This window comes from Paenibacillus sp. FSL R5-0475 (genome assembly GCF_038004585.1).
Classification (GTDB): Bacteria; Bacillota; Bacilli; order Paenibacillales; family Paenibacillaceae; genus Paenibacillus_AQ.
In genome coordinates this window covers 3356861-3379803 of record NZ_JBBORK010000001.1, presented here as the reverse complement: position 1 = coordinate 3379803, position 22943 = coordinate 3356861, and the positions used below count along the sequence as shown (strand labels likewise).

Below are 22943 nucleotides of genomic sequence, written 5' to 3'. Positions count from 1 at the left end.
AGGGGAATAAAAAGGGCTGTATTTCCCATAATGGTAGTAAAACGGTGAGGCGATAAAACATGAATCTGGCGGATATGCTCACTTATGCAGATATTGGACAGCTGACCGCCATAGCGGGACGCTACCGGTGTGAATGCAAGCAGAATTCCAAACATGACTTGATCCAGAGTATTTTGATTATGCTTGGAAGCAGAAGTTTTATGGAGTCTCATATCCGGGAATGTGCTCCGGAGGATCTACGGTTTCTGAATACATTACTTTTTGATGAACGCAGCTACTTTAGTCTGGAAGATTTGTTGGCTGTAGCTAGACAGGCTTCTTTTGATGCTCCAGAAGGAAAGACCGGAGGCTTCCGAGAAATGGTTTCTCGTTTCAAAAGCGGAGGCTGGCTCTTTAGCGGTTCCTCCCAGCAAACCAGATACTTGTTCCAAGTGCCTAAAGACTTGAAAGAGCGCTTTCGTGAGACGATGAGCGCACATATCAAGGATAAGGTTGCGGTTAGCTCTGAACCAGCCATGTATCGTAATGAAGGAGAATTGTTATTAAGTGATCTGGTTATGCTTCTGAGATATATCAAGGAAAATGAGCCAGAGCTTAATCAGGAAGGGGCAATGTATAGGCGGTATCAGCAAGGAGTGATGAATGCACTTCATATTCCGGAGGATCTTCTTAGCAAAGGCGGCTGGAGATTTGGTTATGGTAGGGCATGTGAGCATTATCCGCCTAGATTAGCGCTCCTGTATGATTATGTTCGTCATCGCCGCTGGATCACTGAAGAAGGTTTTCGGCTAAGGCTTACGGCGACAGGAGAGGCAGTGTTAGCCGACGGAAAATGTGACTCTTTGATGCAGATATTCTCTTTTTGGTTAAAACTATATAAGGGGGCTGTACCAAACCTGCCTTCACTTGTGTATTGGGTAAGCATTAGTGCTGGGAATTGGGTGAGCGTACCTTCATTAGTGGATGGTATTGGGTGGTTAATTAAACCGTTCTATTATGACAATGCTGCCTCTATTTTGGAGCAACGAATTATTCGGATGATGGTGCACCTTGGGATGCTTAAATTAGGGGAGACTACTGCTGGTCTCACTGTGATGATGACGCCGTGGGGGATGGAGATAGCCGTGCCTAAACATCTATAGTAGTATGAAGGCATACAAGCAAATGCTTATGGGGATTACATACGTAGATGAGGACTTCGCTTTGGTTGTTGATAGGAACATTAGATGAAGTATTGATCAGAATGGGTAAATATGTAGAACGTAGACAGGATTGTTGAATATGATTTAGTAGGTGCCGTCACTTTTGAAACCGAAAACAAAATCATCTTGATGGATATCAAAAAATTAAAGCAATAAGGATCTCTTAAACAGCGGAGGTGTATCGAATGGACAAAATGAAGGCTACGTACGAAGTGATGCTAGGACTTGCGGCAGAAATGGTGTGGGATGAAGCGCTGCGAAAGCGTCGCTCCGACATCTTGCACCGTGAGATTGACACGGCGCTGGCTACAGGAGATAAATTGGCTTTTCGAAATCTTACAGAAGAACTTAAAAGTTTGGCATAAAGAAATGCGCTTAGCGCATTTCTTTTTTTATTAAATAGGTACCTGTTCAACTCACTTTCTGTATCAATTAGAGGTGAAGGAAGACGGGTGAAAATCTAAATCTAGACGTTTGTCCTCCTCTTTCAATATAATGGGATTTGTAACATCGGGCAAATTTGTGAAAAGTGGACGCGAAGAAGGATCGTAAATAGGGAGATGACATTAATGAAGTTCAGTGATTTTGAAGTTGAACAGTGGGAAGAAAATCGAAAGTTCTATGATACATGTCTCATACCTTTTACAGGATTAAGTGGGTCCGAGAGTCCTCCTGAGACGGTTCAAGCATTAGAAAGATTACGTGATTTTATGGATTTGGTGGAAATACCGTTTAAGGGACGGATTGTAACTTACCCGGCGATTCAGTATGGAGGGGAAGGATATGTCGATCTAATTAATGAGATTTGCCGAAAAGTCAAATCCAGTGGTTTCCAGTATGCCGTGGTGTTAACAGCAGATATAGCACTTCTGGAACAAGAAATTTTTGAAAGCGATTTAGTACTCTCTCTGCCTATCATTGAGGGCTCTCTGGAAGGTAAGATTAATAGTGATATTGGTATGAAAATTCAAAAGATGTGGGGACGGTGAGTCTCTTTTAAATGTGACAGAAAATCAACAATTGTAAGTGAAAATCACTTTTTGGCCTGTCACAAATTAGACAATATTCTTGACGGGTTTTAGTGCCTAAGCTATTATTAGGTTGAATCGAAATGGTATGTGATGTATTTCATTGAAAAGATTTGAAAACGGATTATTTATAGTAAGGCATCTCTGATCGGACACCTTAGATACTTTCTTATATCTTGAGAAGGGGGTTATATAACAGTATGAGCAGCCATAATGATCAACAGGATATTTGGCCTGAACAACCACCCAGCCGTAAAGAGATGTCGCGCAGGCAATTTTTGACCTACACGCTAGGTGGCGCTACTGCTTTTATGGGGGCAGGTACAATTCTCCCAATGGTCCGTTTTGTCGTGGACCCAATATTACATAAGAAGGGCGCAGGTGATTTTATAAAGGTTGCTGAAATTAGCAAAATCACCGAAGAACCCCAAGAGTTTACGTTTGAATTGAAACAGAAAGACGGATGGTACGACAGCACAGCGACGCTGACTGCGTGGATCCGTAAAGACGCAAAGGGTGATATTTATGCGCTTTCACCCATTTGTAAACATTTAGGATGTACGGTTGGGTGGAACAATGATAAGGCACATCCGGACGAGTATCACTGTCCTTGCCACGGTGCGCGTTATACCAAACTCGGCAAAAATCTCGAAGTAGCTCCAAAACCGCTTGACCAGTATAAAACGAAATTTGATAACGGGTGGGTTCTTTTGGGTGATATTGTGCCTAATACAGTAGCTAGTGAGGAGGCGTAGGTTCTAATGTTTAAAAATGTCTATAACTGGATTGACGAACGTTTGGATGTTACGCCAATTTGGAGAGACGTGGCCGACCACGAGGTTCCTGAGCATGTTAACCCGGCCCATCACTTCTCTGCGTTTGTGTATTGTTTTGGCGGACTGACCTTTTTTATTACAGTGATTCAGATCTTATCGGGTATGTTCTTAACGATGTATTATGTTCCAGATATTATCAATGCTTATGCAAGTGTTGAGTATTTACAATCTAGTGTTGCCTTTGGACAAATTGTTCGCGGAATGCATCACTGGGGTGCCAGTCTTGTCATTGTTATGATGTTCCTTCATACGATGCGCGTCTTCTTTACAGGCTCTTATAAAGCTCCGCGTGAGATGAACTGGGTAGTTGGAATGCTCATCTTCTTCGTAATGTTGGGGCTTGGTTTAACGGGTTACTTATTGCCTTGGGATAATAAAGCTTACTTCGCGACTAAAGTAACACTCGAAATTGCTAACTCTGTTCCAGTGATGGGACCCGTATTGAAAGAACTTATGCAAGGCGGTACGATTGTTGGTGCAGAAACGTTGACTCGGTTCTTCGCACTTCATGTATTCTTCCTCCCAGCGGTGCTTCTTAGTCTGCTCGTAGGACACTTTATTATGATCCGCAGACAAGGGATTTCTGGACCGTTGTAAGTTAATCTGAGAGAGGAGGAATACGGATGGCACATGGAAACAATTCTAAGGAAAAGGTTGTATATGTCGGTGATACCAGAGTTCGTAAAGGCAATGGATTTATCACACCTCCAGACTATTCAGCCTATCCTGGTAAATCGGAAGCCTTTATCCCTAACTTTCTACTGAAAGAATGGATGGTTGGCGTCGTTGTACTTGTAGGAATATTAGTGCTTACTATTTCAGAGCCAGCGCCGCTAGGGTTTCCAGCGAATGCGAGTGCTACGGTTATCCCAATTCCTGACTGGTATTTCTTGTTTCTCTATCAGTATTTGAAGCTTCCTTATGCTTCAGGTGATTATATCGTTCTGGGTACATTAGGTGTAACCGGTGTAGCTTTTGGTTCACTTCTTTTAGCACCATTTCTTGACACGGGCAGAGAACGTCGCTTCTATCGTAGACCGATCGCTTCATCTTTGATGTTCTTATCGCTAGCGGCGATTGTGTACTTAACAAATACCGCTTGGACGGAATACAAACATGAAATGGCTGAAACTGGTCAAATTCCTGAAGATGTTCAACGGGAAGAGAAGGCGGCAGAGAATAGGGCGAAGGGGCTTCCAACCTCGAGTGCAGTTAAGGCAAAGGAAGTAGCGATTGTAGATAAGGATGATCCGGCTATGGGGCTGTTTAAGCAAGCTACTTGCATCTCTTGTCATGCGGCGGATTTGAAAGGGGCAGGCGGGCCTTCACTTCGCGGCGTTGGGGACACCCATGATAAAGAAGCAATCCTTACTATTATAAAAGAGGGTCAAGGACAGATGCCGAAGATGTATGATATTGCTCTGGGAGCGGGGCTTTCGGATCAAGACATTGATGCCTTGGCAGACTGGCTTGCCAAACAAAAAAGCGAACAGTAAAATAAAAATAACGCAAAACCTGATCGAAACTGCGGTCAGGTTTTTGTATGTCTAAATGTAAAGTTGCCACTACTTGGGAGGTTAATGATCTGTATGTCCGTTCTTGATAAACTGTTTAAGCACCGAGGAATCGTTTGGTTGTTATTTATTGTGAATCTTCTCGGTACCATTTATGGCTACATATGGTATGGCAATCAATTGGAGTTCACGGCGGCTAACTTTCCGCTTTGGTTGCTCCCGTTTGTTCCAGATAGTCCAACCGCAAGCTTGTTCTTTACCTTGGCGCTGTTGCTAATGCTCTTTCCTCCAAAAAGCTATACGGGAAACAATGTAAGGGAGCTTATTGAGGCGTTAGCGGTTGTGACGTCTGTGAAGTATGGGATTTGGGCAGTAAGTATGATTTTTGCTGGAGGTTATCAAGGAGATATTCTAGTTTGGAAAGACTGGATGCTGGTGATCTCTCATTTGGGGATGGCGGTAGAAGCCTTGATCTATGCACGATTCTTTTCTTTCCGCAAAATGATTCCGCTAGCGCTGTTCTGGACCCTTGCTAACGATATGCTGGACTATTCCTATGGAATATACCCATGGTTACCTTCTGTACTGAATGATGATGTCACACAGGTGCAATATTTCACGATGGCGCTAACGGTGTTTAGTGTAATTGTTGCTTGGTTGTTTAGTAGTAGACAAAGATCAGTAGACTCTATCTATCAGTTTAAGAACAGGTTCTAGTAAGCAGTTCTAACCCTTGTCCGCCTGCCATACATTTAGAATTATAAGAAGTATAAGTTTTATCCTATACTTTATCCTTATAATTTTACGAGAAACGAATATCGTCTAATAAAGACGACAACGTCGTTTCTTCTTAGGTAGGAGGGGGATGTCTCATGCTCCGAGGGAGATATTATGTGTTGGTTATTCTAGTGTTTTGTTGGTTATTGACCAGCATGAATGTTGAAAAAGCTTCAGCAGCGCAAGGGAATGCTGGTGAAGGTTCTGGCAAGGTTTCGAAGCAAAGCGCCGACGTTAGTTCGGGCGACGGTTTGACAGTGATGAGTGGAAAGACTGGAGCACAGCAGCTAGAACAAGCCGCTGAGGCATTGTATGGGTATGTCTTGGAAGGGGATGTGATGAAGGTCCGACAAGAGACCGAAGAGATCTCTAGGATCATAGTGTCCTCTTCTTTTGAAGGAATGACCTCTGTAGAGGGCATTAATGCGTTGTCAGGGGTCATTATGGACCTGAAGGCTGCTGTGGCAAGTGCAAAAGTATCTCAGCAGCAATTGGAGGCTACAGCTACCAGGTTACGATTAGCTGCCAACAGTCTGAATCAACCCGGACAACCCATTTGGCTTCAGTATTATAAGCTAATTCGCGAGGATTTAAATGCGATGGAGCAAAGTGGTGCTACAAATGATCTGGCGGGATGGAAAACGGCTGTAGAGAGGCTACAGGGCAGGTATGAAAATATCCGGCCAGCGGTGATCGTCTCTCGGAAACCTGAAGTTGTAAATACATTTGATTCTTGGCTCTCATATGCCGCAGGCATTCCTTCTTCCTCACAAAAAATCGAACGGGCCCGGTTACTTGAAATTGTGTCTTATGGTCAGGATACTGTGCGGGTAATGTTCGGAAAAGAGAAGGATGAGCCGGCTTTGTCAGTACCCCTGGCCTCACAAGAATTTGGGATTTGGGGAGGACTAGCCGCAGGGTTTATTATCGCTGTATTAGCTTATGCGGGTTATCGTAAGTACCGTGGAGAGAATCAGAACTTCAAACCAATTTAGTGGAATGGTTATATAAATAACCAAAAGGAGCGGGGAAGAGTCCCCCGCTCCTTTTTTAACGAATCAAAACTTATATATTTGGGGCCCCCGCAAAGTACCTGAGTACGTATCTAAGCAAGGCCCCACTTTGTGGGGATATTTTATGTTTCTCTAAATCCCTCGCCTTGTACGTCGTGCACATCGCTAATAATTACGAACGCGTGCGGATCAATCGATTTGACCAGTAAACTAAGACGGCGAATTTCCTGCCTTGAAACTACACAGTACACCATATGTTTGGCTTGCTTAGAATACGCACCGATTGCAGGGATGAGTGTTACACCTCGTTCTAGTTCAGCAGTTATTAGATCAGCAATTTGGGGTGCCTCATCACTAATGATTGTAAATGCTTTGGCGGCATAAGCGCCTTCCTGGATAAAATCGATGACACGCGATGCGATGAACACTGCAACGAGTGTGTATAGAATTTTTTCTTTGGGAATATAGAAGATGGAAGAGCCGATAATGAAAATGTCGATGGCCAGAATAATCTGCCCCATACTCCAGCCGAAATTCCGTCCCAGAATTCTTGCCACAATGTCTACGCCACCTGTAGTGCCACCAAAACGGAACACAATCCCAAGCCCGGTTCCAAGTGTTACCCCTGCGTATAGTGCAGCAAGAATAAAGTCATGTTCGGTACTGAAAGGGACAATCCATCCAGCAGAGATCAATCTTTCGAAGATCCACAAGAAAAGGGACAAAGATCCGATTCCTACCCCTGTGTATACAATTTGGCGGCCGCCTAGGACTTTCCAACCGAGCAGAAACAATGGGAGATTGATTAGCAGTGTTGTTAAAAAGATTGGAATGTCAAAGGCATAATTAAGCAGCAGTGTGATTCCCGTTACGCCGCCTTCCATTAGTTGACTGGGAATGATGAAATACAGTAGTCCGAATGCATATACTGCGGTTCCGAGCATGATAGGGGCAACTGTTTTGCTGATTGAAATTACCTTGTTTGAATTCATGGAATCCCTCGTTAGGCCTTGTTAAGGCAGTTTTTCTTTTCCTATAATAAGTATACCTTTTCTTGCAGGTGTTAAAATATTCAAAAAAGATTTGTCTTCAAAACGTCTTTACGATAACATAGGGGCAAACAGAAGGCAAGATATACAGAGGGGGCAAAGATACATTTTATGGACAAAAGTCTTGGTGACATTCAGCGTGAAGTAGACGCTTATATATCGCAATTTAAAGAAGGGTACTTCAGTCCGCTGTCTATGTTAGCCCGCATGTCCGAGGAAGTCGGAGAGTTGGCGCGGGAAGTCAATCATGAATTCGGTGAGAAGCCGAAGAAGTCTGATGAAGCAGAGAATTCTATAGAGCTTGAACTGGGAGATATTTTGTTTATTACTGTTTGTTTTGCAAATTCTCTTGGGATTGATTTGACTGAAGCACATAATAAGGTCATGCATAAGTTTAATACCCGAGACGCTGGTCGTTGGACACCAAAAGACACCGATTAGGCCTCTATAACATATGCTGTACCAAACGAACGGGATTTAGCCGTGAGGATGGTGAGGATATGGATCAAAGGGATTATGTAAGAGAAGCCTATCGCTCTATATTGCGTAGTGACTTTGCAGAAGCTATTGTATGCTTTGAAGCCGCGATTGCAGCAAGTCCGGCTGATGCTGAAGTCAGATATCGTTGTTCCATAACGTATGCCCGCAGTGGTATGCTAGATAAAGCTTTAGTTCATGCTCAGGCGGCTATGAAGTTAGATGGCAGCAAACCTGAGTATAGTCTACATCTACAGCATCTTCAAGCTATGATGTATGTACAGGAAGCTAAGCGGTTGATAGAAGATGAAGATAACAAAACTCGTAACCCGTATCATCCGATTACGCTACTCAAAGAGGCCATCACCCTTGATCCATTATATGGGGATGCTTATGTATGGCTTGCCATCGCACATAGTCGGGTGAATGAACATATGCAGGCTATGGCCGCCTTGAAAGAAGTGATTTCTTTACATCCGGATGATTCTGGCTTGCGAGAATTGATGGTAGACCTTCAGAAATCCATACAATCGTATATGCAGTAACTATATAACTAGTGAAAGCGAGGATGAAAAGATATGAGCAACAAGATCAGAGTTATCGTATCCGGAGCAGGCGGGAGAATGGGTAAAGAGGTTGTTAAACTTGTGCTGCAGGACGAAGAGTTGGAGCTAGCGGCTGCGGTAGATCGTTCAACGATGGATATAGATGCAGGCCGTCTAGTAGGTCTCGAAGACTCAGGAGTTATTGTAACTTCAGATCTTGAGGCTGCCCTCGCGGGAAGCAACGGAGATGTTGTGGTCGATTTCACTACACCACAATCCGCGTATATGAATACAGTGCTAGCCATTAAATATGGAGTGCGTCCGGTTATCGGTACAACCGGATTCACACCGGAGCAAATTGTGGAACTGGACAAGCAGTGTCAAGACCAGGGGATAGGAGGACTTATTGCTCCAAACTTCTCCATAGGGGCTATTTTGTTGATGAGATTTGCGGCTCAAGCTTCAAAATACTTTCCACATCTGGAGATTATCGAGTATCATGGTGACCAAAAACTGGATGCTCCATCCGGAACTGCAGTCAAAACAGCAGAGATGATTTCAGAAGTACGGGAAGAGCTTCGTCAAGGAAACCCTAAAGAAGAAGAAACGATTGAGGGTGCGCGCGGGGGTTACTATAATGGATTCCGGATACATAGTGTCCGTCTTCCTGGTGTGTTTGCCCAAGAAGAAGTGATTTTTGGTGGGTTCGGACAATCCTTAAAAATCCGGCATGATTCTTATGAGCGAGCAGGCTATATGCCAGGCGTTAAGATGGGTATTCAAAAGGTAATGGGATACACTGGCTTGATCTATGGATTTGAGCACTTTATAGAATAGACAGGGGAGAACACCATGTTAAAGATCGCATTTATTGCACATGATCGTAAAAAAGATGAAATCGTAAATTTTGTATTAGCCTATGAGCATGTATTTGTAGGTCATGAACTATTTTCTACGGGGACTACTGGCCAACGGATCATGGATGTGACTAGCTTGAAGATTCATCGCTATATGTCAGGACCATTGGGTGGAGATCAGCAAATTGGGGCAATGGTAGCCCAAGATGAATTGGATCTTATTATTTTCTTGCGCGACCCATTAATGGCACAGCCACATGAACCAGATATTACAGCTTTACTCCGTCTATGTGACGTATATGGTATCCCTGTAGCAACGAATATCGCAACAGCTGAGGTGCTTGTGAAGGCGATTGATCGCGGTGACTTTGCTTGGCGTGAACTCGTCCATAAATACAAACCAGGTGTTGATGAATGAAGCTGGACATTCTTGTATTTGGGGCTCATGCGGATGATGCGGAGATCGGAATGGCAGGTACGATTGCGAAGCATACCGCTGCAGGACTAAAAGTAGGTCTGTGCGATTTAACAGCTGCGGAAATGTCCTCGAACGGTACTGTAGAGCTACGCAAGGAAGAGGCACAGCAAGCTGCTGATCTGCTTGGCGTGTCTGTGCGGACGAATTTGGGTTTATCTGACAGAGGGCTGTTTATAACAGAAGAGCATGTGGCCGCTGTGACAGCCGAAATTCGCCGGTTTGCTCCTGCGATTGTTTTTGCTCCTTATTGGGAAGATCGTCATCCGGATCATATTGCGTGCAGTAAGCTAGTAGAAGAGGCTGTTTTTAATGCTAAACTACGTAAATATATGCCGGACAAGCCGGCAGTTCCGGCTCCACAGCTGTTTTTTTATTTTATAAATGATCTAGGACGTACGGATCTTATTGTAGATGTTACTAAACAATATGGGCTGAAGGAGCAGGCGTTGTCCTGCTATCGCTCCCAGTTCACCAAGCCGCTCGGTGCCGATGCAGTATCCACACCGCTAACGGAAGGTTATATTGAACGTGTTCGTTCCAGAGACATGTTGCTTGGACAGCGGAGACTTATTCCCTATGCGGAAGGATTTGCAACAAAAGTTCCCTATGCAGTAGATCTGTTTACTGCAGGGATCAAACTATATAAGGTATAGAAGGGGACGGAATATGGATCGTTTGAAAATAGGCATCACTTGTTATCCGTCTCTTGGCGGCTCAGGCGTAGTAGCGACTGAATTAGGAAAACTCTTGGCCGAGAAGGGACATGAAGTTCATTTTATTACACACAGCATTCCGTTTCGGTTAGGGAAATTCCAGAAAAATATATTTTACCATGAGGTAGAGGTTAATGATTATTATGTATTTAAATATCCTCCTTATGATTTAGCACTTGCTACGAAGATGGCTCAGGTTGCCAAAATGCAGAATTTAGATCTGTTGCATGTTCATTACGCCGTTCCGCATGCTGTTTGTGCTTTCCTTGCTAAGCAGATGCTTGGTAATGATATAAAAGTTGTAACGACTTTGCATGGCACTGATATTACGGTACTTGGACAGGATGAATCGCTAAAAGATCTAATCCGTCTTGGAATTAATGAAAGTGATGCCGTAACAGCCGTATCGAAGGATCTCATTAGAGAAACACGAGAAGTGCTGGATATTACGCGCCAGATCGACCTCACTTATAACTTCGTTGATCATCGTGTCTATTATCCACGGGATGTATCGAATCTGCGAGAAGATTTTGCTTCTCCTGAGGAGAAGATCTTGATGCATATCAGTAACTTCCGCCCAGTTAAAAGGGTAAGCGATGTTGTCGATATCTTTGCTAAAGTGAATCGTGAAATCCCTTCACGTCTGCTGCTTGTTGGCGAAGGGCCAGATCTTCCTAAGATTCAAGCTAAGATCAGTGAAATGGGTCTGGATGATAAAGTCCGCTTCTTAGGAAGACAGGATGAGATTGCTCAAGTTATTTCGTTGGCTGATCTTCTTCTGTTACCTTCTGAGAAGGAAAGTTTTGGTCTGGTCGCCCTGGAAGCGATGGCCTGTGGTGTTCCGACTATAGGTTCTCAAACCGGAGGCATTCCGGAGCTCATAGAACATGGCAAGACAGGATTCATTGCTCCAATTGGTGATACAGAAACTATGGCGAAATATGCAATCAAACTCCTATCGGATGATCGCATGGTGGAGCAGTTCAGACAAGCTTGTCTGGAAACGGCCTGCAAAGATTTCTGTAAGGATTCGATTACAAGTCAGTATGAGGATATATATTACCGTGTGCTCGGGCGCAAGGTACCTAGACTGGATACAGTCAGGGGGTAAGGAGTTCGTAATGAAATGGAAAATGGCGCCATCTGCTATGGCTCTTGCGGCGGAAAATGTAATTTCTGAGCTAACCCAAAACGGCCATGAGGCTTTTTGGGTTGGAGGCTGCATTCGCGATGAGCTATTGGGTAGGCCAGTGCATGATATGGATATTACAACTTCAGCAGTGCCGGAGGAAGTGATAGCCATTTTCGCACGCAGTATTCCGACAGGACTAGCACATGGGACGGTTACTGTGCTTCAGGATGGGCATGGATTTGAGGTGACGACATACCGAACTGAAAGCGGCTATGTCGATCATCGTCGTCCGGACCATGTTGAATTTGTTAGTGATGTGAAGGAAGATCTTCGTCGTCGTGATTTTACGATTAACGCGATATGCTGCGGGCTGGGTGGAGATTTGATTGATCCCTTCGGAGGCGAGAAGGATCTAGCTCTCCGTGTGATCCGCTGTGTGGGTGATGCTGAGGAACGGTTCGATGAGGATGCGCTTCGCATGCTTCGCTGCGTTCGTTTCGCATCGGTGTTAGATTTCTCCATCGCTAAGAATACGTGGAGGGGGCTACTGCGCCAGCGAGATAAGCTGGCGCATATTGCTGTAGAGCGTGTCCGCGCGGAGCTGGACCGCATCGTAGAGGGGCCGCATCCTCGGCGCGGCCTTGCTATGCTAGCGCGCTGTGAGCTGCTCGCGCGCGGCAAAGCCCCGTTCCCCTGGACCGGAACCGATCTGGCGGCTGCTGCCGCTTTAACGGCCGGGATAGGGGAACTGGAGAGCGCCCACCTGCGGTGGGCGCTTCTCCTCCATGCCCTGAAGCAGTCGGCCCAGGAGGCCGATGAGCTGCTGCGGGCATGGACGTTCTCTGGGACGACGCGTACCAGCGTCGTCCAGGTGCTGCGGGTCCGCGAAGCTTGGACCGCTGCCCTGGAGGCTGTGCCGCCGGGGGAACCGGGCGGCACGGATCTACTGAGGCGGCGCTGGATCGCCGCCGTGCTGACCTTCGGCGTGGAAGCCGCCGAAGGGTGGCTCTCGCTGCTGGCGATCCTGCCAGCAGCTGCCCTTTCCGCTGCGAATCAGCCAGCGGACACGGAAATCTCGCCCGCTGTCACTATGGTGCCTGCAAGAGAGTGGATCGCACAAATGCCATTGAAGAGTCTCTCGGAGCTTGCTGTTACAGGCAATGAGTTGGCGGAAGTGCTTGAGAAACGTCCAGGACCTTGGCTTGGCAATATGCTGAGTGCACTTCTTCAGGCGACTGCTTCGGGAGATCTTCTTAACAATAAACAAGAATTGCTGCTTGAAGCAAAAAGGATGGATGGACATGAGCTATGAAAAAGCGCTGTCGCTAACCGGGTTGAAGCAGGAAGCTTCTGATTCGAATTGGCTAGACAGAGTTCAGCTCCTGGAGTCTGTCGTATCTACTCAGGAGGAAGCCAAACGATTGGCGGAAAACGGTGCGCCAGAAGGAACAACCGTAATCGCTGAAGAACAGACCGGTGCTAGAGGGCGAATGGGTAGAAAATGGTTTTCTCCTCGTGGCAAAGGCATTTGGATGAGTATTGTATTGCGTCCGAAGTTACCTTTGTTACAGACTCCTCAGTTAACACTGCTTGCTGGGGTTGCTGTCTGTAAGGCAATTCGCCGAGTAACCGGAGTGGACGCCGGGATTAAATGGCCAAATGATTTGCTTGCGGGCGGTCGAAAAATATGTGGAATTTTGCTCGAGTCTTCGCTAAGAGAAGGAGAGCTTCATTATTGCATCGCCGGGATTGGAATTTCTGCCAACTTGACTGAAGACGATTATCCTGATCACCTGAAGGAAGTAGCGACTTCTCTTCGGATTCAGCGGGGCGGTGTCCCTATTGACCGTTCGGAGCTGGTAAGAGCTGTATTGAATGAGTTAGAGCTGCATTTCAATCTATACATGGAACAAGGTTTTAAACCTATCAAAGAGCTGTGGGAGTCGATGTCAGTTACTTTGGGTCGCCAAATCGCTCTGAATAGCCCTCAGGGACGCTCTGAAAGTGTTGTGGTAGGTTTGGATGAGTTAGGTGGACTAATCCTTAAAAACAGCGCAGGAGAGATTTCTAGCGTATGCTCAGGTGAAATCGAGCTTTTATAAATCTTTTTTATATGACAGGGTGTCATCCCCTGTCATATTTTTTTCGTGTATTTCCGAGTCCTTTTTGTTATACTATGGGGCAGAGGCGGTATCGTTTTGCGAACTGTACTCTTGATCTGATGTACTTATAATGGTTTTATTATTGGAATCACCTTCATAACTGCGTTAGACGGTTACGTTGGATTCTGCTCTGAGCCGTAAGGACCGAGACAGAAGGGACGATCGCGAGTGACTCTTTTTTGCCCTTCGGACCTTTTTAGCAAATCGTTGCTAAAAGGTTTTTTTGTTGCGATTTTTACGGGGATGTAATTTCAAAAAGGAGGACGAAGAGAGAAATGGCAAACAAACAAGCACTTAATATTGTGAAAATGAAAAAAATGAAAGCAGATGGTGAGCGGTTAAGCATGCTGACTGCTTATGATTACCCATCGGCTCTACTTGCTGAAGAAGCCGGTATCGATCTTATTCTGGTGGGTGACTCCCTGGGAAATGTGGTACTTGGATATGATACAACTTTACCTGTTACGATTGACGATATGGTCTACCACACTCGTTCGGTAACTCGGGGCGCACAAAAAACATTCATTGTGGCAGATATGCCATTTATGACCTACCACGGAAGTATAGATGAAACCTTGCGGGGTGTGCGCAGACTGATGCAGGAAGGGCGGGCTCATGCCGTCAAAATGGAAGGCGGTCTCGAAATTTGTGAGACAGTTACTGCGGTTGTAGCTGCGGGAGTTCCTGTGCTGGGGCATATTGGACTTACACCGCAATCGGTAAATATGATTGGCGGCTACCGCATTCAAGGTAAGGACGCCAAAGATGCAAAACGTCTGATGGATGAAGCTAAGGCCCTTGAAGCAGCAGGTGCTTTTGCAGTGGTACTGGAGCTGGTGACAGAAGAAGTGGCACAAGCAATTTCTGAGGCACTGAGCATTCCGACCATTGGGATTGGTGCAGGTCGTTATTGTGATGGACAGGTATTGGTTTTCCATGATTTGTTGCGTTATGCCTCACCCTACCGTGAGAAACGTTTTGTCAAAACCTACGCGGATGTGGGTAGCCTGATTCGTGAGGGTATCAGCCAATATGTGAAAGAAGTGAAGAATCGCTCGTACCCAGATGAAGGTCATGTTTTTAAAGCAGATGAAACCGTTCTGGAATCTTTATACGGCGGTGCCGGAAAGGATGGGGAATAAGATGAGAGTCGTCAGAAGTATTAAGCAACTGCGCGAAGCTTTGGAATATATGAGACAAGGTGGGCATACCCCGATTGGGTTTGTTCCAACCATGGGATACCTGCATGAAGGACATGCCAGTCTGCTTCGGCGGGCAGGAGAAATGAGCAACACGGTCGTTATGAGCATATTTGTGAACCCGCTGCAGTTCGGACCGAATGAGGATTATGATTCCTATCCGCGCGATGAAGAGCGTGATTTGGAGCTTGCGGAACGCGAAGGTGTCGATATTGTATTTATCCCCAGTGTGGAAGAAATGTATCCGCAGCCTACCCGGACTACTGTCTCGGTATCAGAGCTTACCACTCGACTTTGTGGGGCTTCGCGTCCAGGGCATTTTAATGGCGTAACAACAGTTGTTAATAAACTATTCAATATCGTGCAGCCAGATTATGCTTTCTTCGGGCTAAAGGATGCTCAGCAAGTAGCTGTGCTCCGCAGAATGGTATCTGATTTGAATATGAATGTTGAAATTGTACCTTGCCCTATCGTTCGTGAAGGAGATGGACTTGCACTTAGCTCGCGTAACGTATTCTTATCTCCAGAGGAACGTTCTCAAGCACTGGTGTTATCTCGTTCCTTGCGTGAAGCACGTCAGTCCATTGAAGAAGGAAAAGTAACAACCGTTGCTGAAGTGCGGGAATTGTTGACCTCGGTTATTTCCAGCTCTCCTTTGGCGGTCATTGATTATGCGGAAATACTGACTTTCCCTAATCTGGAAGGCTTAGAGAACGAAGTTTTATTAACGGATGTAAATGGGGAGATTATTATAGCGCTTGCCGTGAAGTTTGGCAGAACGCGATTAATTGACAATAATGTATTTATTCCAAAGGAGGTTGCCGCTCTTGTTTAGACATATGATGAAATCCAAAATTCACCGCGCGACGGTGACAGAAGCCAATTTGAATTATGTGGGAAGTATTACCATTGATGAGAACTTAATGGAAGCGGCAGATATTCTTGAGAATGAAAAAGTGCAGATCGTGGACAACAATAATGGTTCACGGTTAGAAACCTATGTTATTCCAGGGCCTCGCGGCAGTGGTGTGATCTGCCTAAATGGTGCAGCTGCACGTCTTGTTCAACCGGGAGATACAGTAATTATTATTTCGTATGCGATGCTGTCTTCGGAAGAACTGGAGTCGCATAAGCCAACGGTGGTATTCGTGGATGAGAACAACAGACCAGTGAAGCTGGCTGATCATGAATTGCATGCTACAATCGCTTAAATTATGGACTTACGCCATGTAATGAATGGCAGGGATGAAAGACCCCGTTCTCGCAGAAAATGAAGTCAGGCAAGCTGAACTGATTTCATCTTCAGTAAGGGGGGATAGCCCATGTTTCAACATTTGTTTGCTGAAATGAACAAGGTGCTTCAGGAGATCGTTACAGATTACCCTACAGCGGAGGGTGCCCGCCGGAATGAGCTTTTATGCAATTATAATATGCTGCATCGACTTAGTGATAAAGTGATGGATGAATGGCTGGCCTTTGCTGAGAAGCTAAGTCACTTTCGTGAAAGTGTAGATTTTACGACTGTGGTTGAAGAGGAAGTGCCAGAGCAGGAAGCACCCGAGCTGTGTATGGATACTTTTGTTAGAGGTCAAGGGTATTATAAGCTGCTGATGTATGGGAAATGTATTGAACAGTTTAAGGAAGTTATTGTGCAATATCCGGATAGCTTGGCTGCTCGATTATATTTAGCCATCTCTTACCTGCAGGAAGGGGAGGGGGAAGCTGCTTGGAGCCATCTGAACCATATGCTCGGTTTGATACGGGAAACCAAGCTGAAGGCAATGGTTTATAACGCTTTAGGTTGCATCAGGGCCTCTCAAGAACGGTTCAATGAAGCGCAGGAGCTGTTTGGCCTTTCTTTGCAACTTGACCCGGCACTTCCTGAACCAACCGTTAATTTGGAGGTTTGCCGCCGCCGAGGAGGTAAGCTTCATTTCGGAAATCAGCTTGTTTCATTATTGTAAATTATTACGTTTACGGTTTATTATTCCGCATTTTCATTCAAGCGATGCATCCCCTGAACCAGTGGTGTGCATCGCCTTTTTTCGCAACTTCTGTTATGCTGATTAAGAGTCTCAATTGAAAGGGAATAGAATTATAATGAAATTTGCCGTGCTTGATTTTGAAACAACGGGAACCCAATCCGTGGGTGAAATTATCCAGGTTGGCCTTGCAATTATAGAAGAAGACCGGTCCATCTCCCGGGTATATGGTTCCTACGTCAAGCCCGGAACGCCGATACCTCCTTTTATAACTGGTCTAACGGGGATTACCGACGATGATGTAAAGGATGCACCTGAGCTGGATGAGATGATGATGGAGCTTGTCCCACTCTTGGATGATGTTGTGCTTGTAGGGCATAATGTCGCATTCGACTTCCATTTTTTGCAAAATGCTTTAGACCGATGTGGGTATTTACCATTTCAAGGGCGGATTTTAGATACGATTGATTTTCTGAAAATCTGCTTTCCTTCCCTCACATCCTATCAACTAGGATCAGTTAGTGCACATTTTGGAGTGACGCATGATCGTCCGCATCAGGCAGACAGTGATGCACTCGCAACTGCTCTTGTATTGCTGAAATGTCTGGAGGAGCTCTACGATTTGCCTCTGCTGACGATTCAGAGACTCTGTGAGCTGTTTACGGAAGAGGATAGTGATCTGGGTTGGTATTTTGATGGTCTGCTGCGTGAACGGGAAGCGGAGACGCTTCAGCCCGAAGGTGATCTGACTTTCTATCGTCAATTAGCGCTTGCTGTAGGAGACTGGAACGAATTAGCTCCACCTCGAGACGAGCATGCTGAGAATCCACTACACAATTTATCTTTTACAGATTATATGGATGAAGTAACGAAACGACTTAAAGAAACTTTGCCACAGTATGAAAGCCGAGAAGCTCAGGATATTATGATCAATGAGGTGATGACGGCACTTGCCGAAGACAAGCATCTATTGATCGAAGCAGGGACAGGAACCGGTAAATCCCTTGGTTATTTATTGCCTGCCATATACCAAAGCGTACGCACTAATGAAAAAGTCATGGTCAGCACTCATACTATTAATCTGCAGGATCAATTGCGTGAGCGTGATATTCCTTTGTTAACGCAGGTAGTTCCTTTTCCATTTAAAGCTGCAATTTTTAAGGGCAGAGGGCATTATTTGTGTCTTCGTAAGTTCGAACATAAAATTAATAAAAAAGACTTTATAAGTCCGAGGGAAGATGCGCTTACTGCGGCTCAGATGATCGTTTGGCTGACACAAAGTGAATCAGGAGATGACGAAGAGCTCAATCTAAGTGGACGTGGCGGAGATTTTTGGGAGACGGTAGCAAGCGATACCGATTCTTGTCTGGGTCGCTCGTGTCCTTGGTTCCGTAAGTGTTATTATCATCGGGCTAAGCATGAAGCTGGTATTGCAGACGTGGTCATTACGAACCACTCTAAGCTTTTCGCAGATGTTAAGGCTGGGCATCAACTACTTCCGGCTTATGAACATCTTGTAATAGATGAGGCCCATCATCTGGAGGACGTGGCTGGCAAGCATTTAGGCATGCATATGAAGCATTTCACGGTGGCACATACACTATCGCGTCTTTATAAGGATAGTCGAAATGGCCAACTTCCTACACTTCGCCAAATGCTTCAGTCATCAGGCAGTGAGGAAGCTTCTGAATGGAGCGGAGTAATCGATAGAATCTATCCGGATCTTCTTACCGTAAAAGAAACCTGGGATCTGCTTAGTGATAAACTATTCAGCCTCTTGCCGGAACGCAGCGATGCAGCGGCGGGAGAAGCCGGCCAGTTAGTCATGCGGCTACTTCCTACCCGTAAACCGAAAGATTGGGATGAATTGGTTGCTCTAGAGAATACTATGAATCTGACATTAAGCGAAATTATCCGTAAAGGTGATAAAATGCTTAATGAGATGCGAGATCAAGAAGGTCAATCTTCCTCAGATAGCCTAGTTACCGATATTAGCGGCTTATTTAAGGATTTAGCTTCTATACGTGAGCAAGTACGGTTTTTTATGGGATTAAATGATGAGAATGTAGTATATTGGCTGGAGGCGAATGGAAATTATCGCAGTAAATCGCTACAGCTGTATGCCGTTCCTGTTGATGTTAGTACTCAGCTTAAGGAGCTGTTTTTCGACAAGAAGAAAAGTATCGTACTAACTTCGGCGACACTCTCTGTCGATAAATCTTTCCAGTTTATGATTGATAATCTCGGACTTAATGAAGCTGCGGAAGAGGGGCGTCTGATGACATCACTCCTGCCTTCTCCCTTTAAGTATCGGGAGCAGGCGCTGTTAGTTATTCCGCGGGATTTCCCAAGTGTGAAGGGGAGTGTAGGCGATGCCCGATTTGTCGATACACTCGTACAGTCACTAGCAGAAGCAGCTATTACAACACGTGGGCGGATGCTTGTCCTGTTTACTTCTTACAAGATGCTACGCCAGGTTTACGATCCTCTGAAAGAGGCTCTAGCCTCACAAGAGATCACGGTGTTAGGTCAAGGCGTGGAGGGGGGCAGCCGTAGCAAGCTGATCCGCCGTTTTCAGGACAGTGCAGCTTCTGTACTGTTAGGAACAAGCAGCTTTTGGGAGGGTGTAGATATTCCAGGTGAAGCATTAACATGCTTGGCCATCGTGAGACTCCCATTTCAACCGCCAAACCACCCCCTAGCGGAAGCGAAGTCTGAGTTATTACAAGCCCAGAAAAAGAATCCGTTCATGAAGTTGTCTGTTCCTCAGGCGGTTATTCGCTTCAAGCAAGGATTTGGGAGGCTGGTACGGACAGCGCAAGATCGGGGTATTGTTATTGTGTATGACACAAGGGTGATCGAATCTCACTATGGGAAGTATTTCCTCTATTCGTTGCCTGGCCCGAAAATGGAGCATATGCTTACGGATCAAATGGTTCCTCGTATAGCGGAGTGGTTGGAAGACGGAGGCGTTTCTTGAAAAGAACGTCATCGATCTTATTAATCTCTCTACAAGGAAGGGCGGTATAAGAATACCGCTCTTCCTTGAGACGAGGTGCAGATATTTCGATAGGATTTGAACAGAATATCACTTAAATTAGGAGGTAAATTATGAAATCGGATAAAATATCAGAAGCCGTTGTTCGCAGACTTCCTGTGTACTTGCGTTTCTTGAATGATCTCCAGAAACGTGAAATATTAACCGTTTCCTCACAAGAACTAGGACAAAAACTTGATTTGAATCCTGCTCAAATTCGTAAAGATTTAGCTTATTTTGGAGACTTTGGTAGAAAAGGTATCGGGTATGACGTAACTTATCTTATTGAAAAAATCCGTCATATTCTGAAGCTGGATCAACAATTGAATGTGGCTTTAGTAGGTGCCGGTAACCTTGGACATGCATTATCTAATTACAATGCTTATCTGAAAGATACTATGAAGATTACCGCTATATTTGACTCCTATGCACCTAAGGTAGGGCGGAAAATCAACTCTCTTACCGTTCAGCCGATGGAGGAGCTTGGTCAGACGGTTCGTGAGCAAGGTATTCGAATTGGGATCATTACTGTGCCTGATTCAGAAGCGCAGAATGTAGCAGATATTCTCATTGAGTCTGGCATTGAGGCGATTTTGAATTTTGCACCAGTGATTCTAAAAACACCATCGAATATCCGGGTTCATGCTGCCGATTTTACAACGGATTTGCAAAGCCTTGCTTATTATTTGAAAGATGGAAAGGAAGAAACCGGAAATGAAGAGCAGTAAAACGATTATTAAGGGCGGGCGTTTTCTTATTCCGGGAACGGATGAGCCGGTTCTGAATGGATATATGACTATTGAAGATGATTTGATCACTTACATAGGAAAAGAAGAGCCTTTAATGGAAGATGATGTGCAAGTTGTTGATGGCAGTCGTCTGCTGTTTATGCCAGGTCTGGTAAACACACATGGCCATGCGGCAATGTCATTGCTTCGTGGTTATGGAGATGATTTGGCACTTCAGGTGTGGCTTCAAGAGAAGATGTGGCCGATGGAAGCGAAATTCACTGGAGAAGATGTATACTGGGGAACCTCCTTGTCGGTACTGGAAATGCTAAAAGGTGGTACTACAACCTTCTTGGATATGTATGATCATATGGATCGAGTAGCAGAGGTAGTCGAATTATCAGGCATTCGTTCTGTACTGATGAGAGGCGTAATCGGATTATGCCCAGAGGAAGTACAAAATCACAAGCTTGCGGAAGCGATTTCTTTTGCACGAAATTGGCATGGTAAGGCTGGCGGCAGAATTACGACGATGATCTCGCCACACGCCCCATATACTTGCCCACCGGACTTCTTTGTTAAGTTTGTACAAGCGGCACATGATTTGGATTTACCGATGCATACCCATATGTCCGAGACCAAACGCGAAGTGGAGCAGAATGTGGTGGATTACGGACTTCGGCCTGTAGCGCATTTAGAGAAGCTTGGAATGTTCACTCGTCCGTCTATTGTTGCTCATGGCGTTCATTTGAATGATGAAGAGATCGAGATACTGGCTCGTCATGATGTAGGCGTGTCTCATAACCCAGGAAGTAATCTGAAACTGGCTAGTGGAGTGGCTCGGGTTACGGATCTTCTAAAGGCTGGTGTGAAGGTGTCACTGGGTACAGATGGTGCGGCAAGCAATAATAACCTGGATATGTTTGAAGAGATGCGTCTTGCAGCCCTCATCCATAAAGGTGTAAGTGGTGATCCGACGGCTGTTCCAGCTCCGGAAGCGCTGCGTATAGCTACAGAGTATGGCGCAAAGTCTATCTTTTTAAATGATGTGGGTAGACTCGCTGTTGGCATGAAAGCGGACTTTATCGCGATTGATATAGACCAGCCGCATTTGCTACCACATACAGATCTGTTGTCTCATGCTGTATACTCTGCCAGTGCCAAGGATGTTGAGCATGTATGGGTGAATGGTAAACAGGTTGTAAAACACGGAGAATGTGTAACGCTAGATGAGGAAGCAATCCGTCGTAAGGCGCAAGAATCATTTGATGGACTGCTTAAACGGTAGTCTAAGATCATAACGAATAACTGAAAGGCTGTGACTTTCTGCGATTGCAAAGTTACAGCCTTTTGTGTTTCTGATCATTAGATCATTGAATTGGATATGAAACTTTGGATAAACACACAGGTGTGTTATATAATCAAAAAAGATATATTACTAGAAAGGGAGCTGTACCTTGAAGAAAAGGAAAAAATGGATCCTCCTGGGGTCAGTTCTGATTCTGCTCCTTCTGTTTGGACTTATCCAGTTCTATGCTTATATTATGAAAGATCAATGGAACGAGCGAGATATCGCTAAGGATGTCGCTAAAACCAGTGCTGGTCTGACAGAGGTAACCAAAGCGCAGAAATCCGTGTGGGATGAAAATGCGGTGTACTGGGTCTTAACAGGGAAGAATGAAGCCGGGACCGAGTTGATGGTTTGGGTACGTTTTACTGTAGACGGGAAGTTTGCTGAAGGAACCGACGCAGTATATGCTGAAGAACTAAGTAAAGGGACCTCTGAAGCGAAAATGCGTAGCCTTATAAAAGCCGATCTTCCGGACATCAGCATTGAGCGGTTGTTGCCAGGAGTATATAACGGGGAGTATGCTTGGCAGCTTTTTTATAAACAAAGCGGTCGATATTATTATCAATTTTATCGGTTCTCGGATGGGGCTCGAATGGGTGAAGGTTACAGTTTACCTAGCCGCTAAATTAAACAAAGGCATTATAAGAGAAACAAGCGGACCATTTATGGTTCGCTTGTTTTTTAAAATGACATATTATTTGATATACTATTAGTACACGAATTGTGATATACTATAAGAGTGGATTTATATATTGGGATTTAAAGATTCATACGAAAAAAGGTCTGTTATTTTAAGAGTAACAGCCCTTTTTTTGTCGAATTAAATCAATAAATTAAATAAAATGGAAAGAATTAAAAAATAA

The 22943-nt window shown here is 45.0% G+C and carries 25 protein-coding genes; 24 read left to right on the top strand and 1 reads right to left on the bottom strand.

The features are described from left to right. The first annotated feature begins 59 nt into the window (after positions 1 to 59). The 8 genes from MKX41_RS15160 to MKX41_RS15125 all read left to right on the top strand — a co-directional run bounded on the left by MKX41_RS15160 (position 60) and on the right by MKX41_RS15125 (position 6352). On the top strand, positions 60 to 1142 hold the full coding sequence (locus MKX41_RS15160) for a hypothetical protein (protein ID WP_042190148.1): 1083 nt from the start codon (positions 60 to 62) through the stop codon (positions 1140 to 1142). 245 nt (positions 1143 to 1387) lie between these two features. Beyond that, a complete protein-coding gene (locus MKX41_RS15155) occupies positions 1388 to 1567 on the top strand; it encodes an IDEAL domain-containing protein (protein ID WP_042129535.1) in 180 nt (59 codons plus the stop codon). 204 nt (positions 1568 to 1771) lie between these two features. Further along, positions 1772 to 2191, top strand: coding sequence for a DUF2487 family protein (locus MKX41_RS15150; protein WP_340971546.1), 420 nt, complete (start codon positions 1772 to 1774; stop codon positions 2189 to 2191). Between the two features lie 239 nt (positions 2192 to 2430). Next, positions 2431 to 2985 (top strand): QcrA and Rieske domain-containing protein, encoded by a 555-nt coding sequence (locus MKX41_RS15145; RefSeq protein WP_042190144.1) that lies wholly within the window; start codon positions 2431 to 2433, stop codon positions 2983 to 2985. 6 nt (positions 2986 to 2991) lie between these two features. Next, complete coding sequence (gene qcrB / locus MKX41_RS15140) at positions 2992 to 3663, top strand: menaquinol-cytochrome c reductase cytochrome b subunit (RefSeq protein WP_042129529.1); 672 nt, start codon at positions 2992 to 2994, stop codon at positions 3661 to 3663. Between the two features lie 26 nt (positions 3664 to 3689). Further along, positions 3690 to 4562 (top strand): menaquinol-cytochrome c reductase cytochrome b/c subunit, encoded by an 873-nt coding sequence (locus MKX41_RS15135; protein ID WP_042190142.1) that lies wholly within the window; start codon positions 3690 to 3692, stop codon positions 4560 to 4562. Between the two features lie 93 nt (positions 4563 to 4655). Continuing rightward, the gene (locus tag MKX41_RS15130; RefSeq protein WP_340971542.1) at positions 4656 to 5297 is read left to right on the top strand and encodes a DUF1405 domain-containing protein; all 642 of its coding nucleotides are present in this window, start codon (positions 4656 to 4658) and stop codon (positions 5295 to 5297) included. A gap of 155 nt (positions 5298 to 5452) precedes the next feature. Beyond that, on the top strand, positions 5453 to 6352 hold the full coding sequence (locus tag MKX41_RS15125) for a sporulation protein YpjB (protein WP_339242692.1): 900 nt from the start codon (positions 5453 to 5455) through the stop codon (positions 6350 to 6352). A gap of 140 nt (positions 6353 to 6492) precedes the next feature. Here the strand turns inward: MKX41_RS15125 and MKX41_RS15120 are convergent, their stop codons facing one another. Further along, positions 6493 to 7362: a YitT family protein gene (locus tag MKX41_RS15120; protein ID WP_042190138.1), complete on the bottom strand. Its 870-nt coding sequence runs from the start codon at positions 7360 to 7362 to the stop codon at positions 6493 to 6495. 168 nt (positions 7363 to 7530) lie between these two features. Between MKX41_RS15120 and MKX41_RS15115 the strand changes: the two genes are divergently transcribed. The 16 genes from MKX41_RS15115 to MKX41_RS15040 all read left to right on the top strand — a co-directional run bounded on the left by MKX41_RS15115 (position 7531) and on the right by MKX41_RS15040 (position 22705). Continuing rightward, entirely contained in the window at positions 7531 to 7860 is a 330-nt protein-coding gene (locus tag MKX41_RS15115; RefSeq protein ID WP_036676271.1) for a nucleotide pyrophosphohydrolase, read from the top strand. A gap of 59 nt (positions 7861 to 7919) precedes the next feature. After that, positions 7920 to 8441: a tetratricopeptide repeat protein gene (locus MKX41_RS15110; RefSeq protein ID WP_339242690.1), complete on the top strand. Its 522-nt coding sequence runs from the start codon at positions 7920 to 7922 to the stop codon at positions 8439 to 8441. A 33-nt stretch (positions 8442 to 8474) separates the two neighbouring features. Next, the gene (gene dapB, locus MKX41_RS15105) at positions 8475 to 9278 is read left to right on the top strand and encodes a 4-hydroxy-tetrahydrodipicolinate reductase (protein ID WP_042190132.1); all 804 of its coding nucleotides are present in this window, start codon (positions 8475 to 8477) and stop codon (positions 9276 to 9278) included. 15 nt (positions 9279 to 9293) lie between these two features. Beyond that, positions 9294 to 9716, top strand: a complete 423-nt coding sequence (locus MKX41_RS15100; RefSeq protein ID WP_042129517.1) for a methylglyoxal synthase — start codon at positions 9294 to 9296, stop codon at positions 9714 to 9716. Continuing rightward, on the top strand, positions 9713 to 10429 hold the full coding sequence (bshB1, locus tag MKX41_RS15095) for a bacillithiol biosynthesis deacetylase BshB1 (protein WP_340971537.1): 717 nt from the start codon (positions 9713 to 9715) through the stop codon (positions 10427 to 10429). Before MKX41_RS15100 ends, bshB1 begins: the two co-directional genes overlap by 4 nt. Before the next feature lie 13 nt (positions 10430 to 10442). Beyond that, a complete protein-coding gene (bshA, locus tag MKX41_RS15090) occupies positions 10443 to 11600 on the top strand; it encodes an N-acetyl-alpha-D-glucosaminyl L-malate synthase BshA (protein ID WP_339242685.1) in 1158 nt (385 codons plus the stop codon). 10 nt (positions 11601 to 11610) lie between these two features. After that, positions 11611 to 12933 (top strand): CCA tRNA nucleotidyltransferase, encoded by a 1323-nt coding sequence (locus MKX41_RS15085; protein ID WP_340971536.1) that lies wholly within the window; start codon positions 11611 to 11613, stop codon positions 12931 to 12933. Continuing rightward, positions 12923 to 13723, top strand: a complete 801-nt coding sequence (locus MKX41_RS15080) for a biotin--[acetyl-CoA-carboxylase] ligase (protein WP_340971534.1) — start codon at positions 12923 to 12925, stop codon at positions 13721 to 13723. Before MKX41_RS15085 ends, MKX41_RS15080 begins: the two co-directional genes overlap by 11 nt. A 335-nt stretch (positions 13724 to 14058) precedes the next feature. Next, entirely contained in the window at positions 14059 to 14925 is an 867-nt protein-coding gene (panB, locus tag MKX41_RS15075) for a 3-methyl-2-oxobutanoate hydroxymethyltransferase (protein ID WP_340971533.1), read from the top strand. Between the two features lies 1 nt (position 14926). Continuing rightward, complete coding sequence (panC, locus tag MKX41_RS15070; protein ID WP_339242680.1) at positions 14927 to 15817, top strand: pantoate--beta-alanine ligase; 891 nt, start codon at positions 14927 to 14929, stop codon at positions 15815 to 15817. Beyond that, positions 15810 to 16193, top strand: coding sequence for an aspartate 1-decarboxylase (gene panD, locus MKX41_RS15065; RefSeq protein ID WP_042129504.1), 384 nt, complete (start codon positions 15810 to 15812; stop codon positions 16191 to 16193). The genes panC and panD overlap by 8 nt, the downstream gene beginning before the upstream one ends. A 111-nt stretch (positions 16194 to 16304) precedes the next feature. Then, complete coding sequence (locus MKX41_RS15060) at positions 16305 to 16946, top strand: tetratricopeptide repeat protein (protein WP_042190119.1); 642 nt, start codon at positions 16305 to 16307, stop codon at positions 16944 to 16946. Between the two features lie 136 nt (positions 16947 to 17082). Next, entirely contained in the window at positions 17083 to 19944 is a 2862-nt protein-coding gene (gene dinG / locus MKX41_RS15055; protein WP_042190117.1) for an ATP-dependent DNA helicase DinG, read from the top strand. A gap of 131 nt (positions 19945 to 20075) precedes the next feature. Next, on the top strand, positions 20076 to 20729 hold the full coding sequence (locus tag MKX41_RS15050; protein ID WP_076299589.1) for a redox-sensing transcriptional repressor Rex: 654 nt from the start codon (positions 20076 to 20078) through the stop codon (positions 20727 to 20729). Next, entirely contained in the window at positions 20716 to 22017 is a 1302-nt protein-coding gene (locus tag MKX41_RS15045; protein ID WP_340971528.1) for an amidohydrolase, read from the top strand. Before MKX41_RS15050 ends, MKX41_RS15045 begins: the two co-directional genes overlap by 14 nt. A 169-nt stretch (positions 22018 to 22186) precedes the next feature. After that, positions 22187 to 22705 carry a cell wall elongation regulator TseB-like domain-containing protein gene (locus MKX41_RS15040; RefSeq protein ID WP_149646834.1) on the top strand — a complete coding sequence of 173 codons (519 nt, stop codon included), beginning with the start codon at positions 22187 to 22189 and terminating at the stop codon, positions 22703 to 22705. The last annotated feature ends 238 nt before the right edge of the window (positions 22706 to 22943 follow it).

What these genes read in the sequence shown, in the direction of transcription:
- MKX41_RS15120 (WP_042190138.1), bottom strand. Translation starts at nt 7,362, where the DNA reads ATGAATTCAAACAAGGTAATTTCAATCAGCAAAACAGTTGCCCCTATC.
- MKX41_RS15100 (WP_042129517.1), top strand. Translation starts at nt 9,294, where the DNA reads ATGTTAAAGATCGCATTTATTGCACATGATCGTAAAAAAGATGAAATC.
- MKX41_RS15150 (WP_340971546.1), top strand. Translation starts at nt 1,772, where the DNA reads ATGAAGTTCAGTGATTTTGAAGTTGAACAGTGGGAAGAAAATCGAAAG.
- MKX41_RS15110 (WP_339242690.1), top strand. Translation starts at nt 7,920, where the DNA reads ATGGATCAAAGGGATTATGTAAGAGAAGCCTATCGCTCTATATTGCGT.
- dapB (WP_042190132.1), top strand. Translation starts at nt 8,475, where the DNA reads ATGAGCAACAAGATCAGAGTTATCGTATCCGGAGCAGGCGGGAGAATG.
- MKX41_RS15045 (WP_340971528.1), top strand. Translation starts at nt 20,716, where the DNA reads ATGAAGAGCAGTAAAACGATTATTAAGGGCGGGCGTTTTCTTATTCCG.
- MKX41_RS15125 (WP_339242692.1), top strand. Translation starts at nt 5,453, where the DNA reads ATGCTCCGAGGGAGATATTATGTGTTGGTTATTCTAGTGTTTTGTTGG.
- MKX41_RS15085 (WP_340971536.1), top strand. Translation starts at nt 11,611, where the DNA reads ATGAAATGGAAAATGGCGCCATCTGCTATGGCTCTTGCGGCGGAAAAT.
- MKX41_RS15130 (WP_340971542.1), top strand. Translation starts at nt 4,656, where the DNA reads ATGTCCGTTCTTGATAAACTGTTTAAGCACCGAGGAATCGTTTGGTTG.
- MKX41_RS15050 (WP_076299589.1), top strand. Translation starts at nt 20,076, where the DNA reads ATGAAATCGGATAAAATATCAGAAGCCGTTGTTCGCAGACTTCCTGTG.
- dinG (WP_042190117.1), top strand. Translation starts at nt 17,083, where the DNA reads ATGAAATTTGCCGTGCTTGATTTTGAAACAACGGGAACCCAATCCGTG.
- bshA (WP_339242685.1), top strand. Translation starts at nt 10,443, where the DNA reads ATGGATCGTTTGAAAATAGGCATCACTTGTTATCCGTCTCTTGGCGGC.
- MKX41_RS15060 (WP_042190119.1), top strand. Translation starts at nt 16,305, where the DNA reads ATGTTTCAACATTTGTTTGCTGAAATGAACAAGGTGCTTCAGGAGATC.
- MKX41_RS15155 (WP_042129535.1), top strand. Translation starts at nt 1,388, where the DNA reads ATGGACAAAATGAAGGCTACGTACGAAGTGATGCTAGGACTTGCGGCA.
- MKX41_RS15145 (WP_042190144.1), top strand. Translation starts at nt 2,431, where the DNA reads ATGAGCAGCCATAATGATCAACAGGATATTTGGCCTGAACAACCACCC.
- bshB1 (WP_340971537.1), top strand. Translation starts at nt 9,713, where the DNA reads ATGAAGCTGGACATTCTTGTATTTGGGGCTCATGCGGATGATGCGGAG.
- MKX41_RS15160 (WP_042190148.1), top strand. Translation starts at nt 60, where the DNA reads ATGAATCTGGCGGATATGCTCACTTATGCAGATATTGGACAGCTGACC.
- panC (WP_339242680.1), top strand. Translation starts at nt 14,927, where the DNA reads ATGAGAGTCGTCAGAAGTATTAAGCAACTGCGCGAAGCTTTGGAATAT.
- MKX41_RS15135 (WP_042190142.1), top strand. Translation starts at nt 3,690, where the DNA reads ATGGCACATGGAAACAATTCTAAGGAAAAGGTTGTATATGTCGGTGAT.
- MKX41_RS15080 (WP_340971534.1), top strand. Translation starts at nt 12,923, where the DNA reads ATGAGCTATGAAAAAGCGCTGTCGCTAACCGGGTTGAAGCAGGAAGCT.
- MKX41_RS15115 (WP_036676271.1), top strand. Translation starts at nt 7,531, where the DNA reads ATGGACAAAAGTCTTGGTGACATTCAGCGTGAAGTAGACGCTTATATA.
- panB (WP_340971533.1), top strand. Translation starts at nt 14,059, where the DNA reads ATGGCAAACAAACAAGCACTTAATATTGTGAAAATGAAAAAAATGAAA.
- qcrB (WP_042129529.1), top strand. Translation starts at nt 2,992, where the DNA reads ATGTTTAAAAATGTCTATAACTGGATTGACGAACGTTTGGATGTTACG.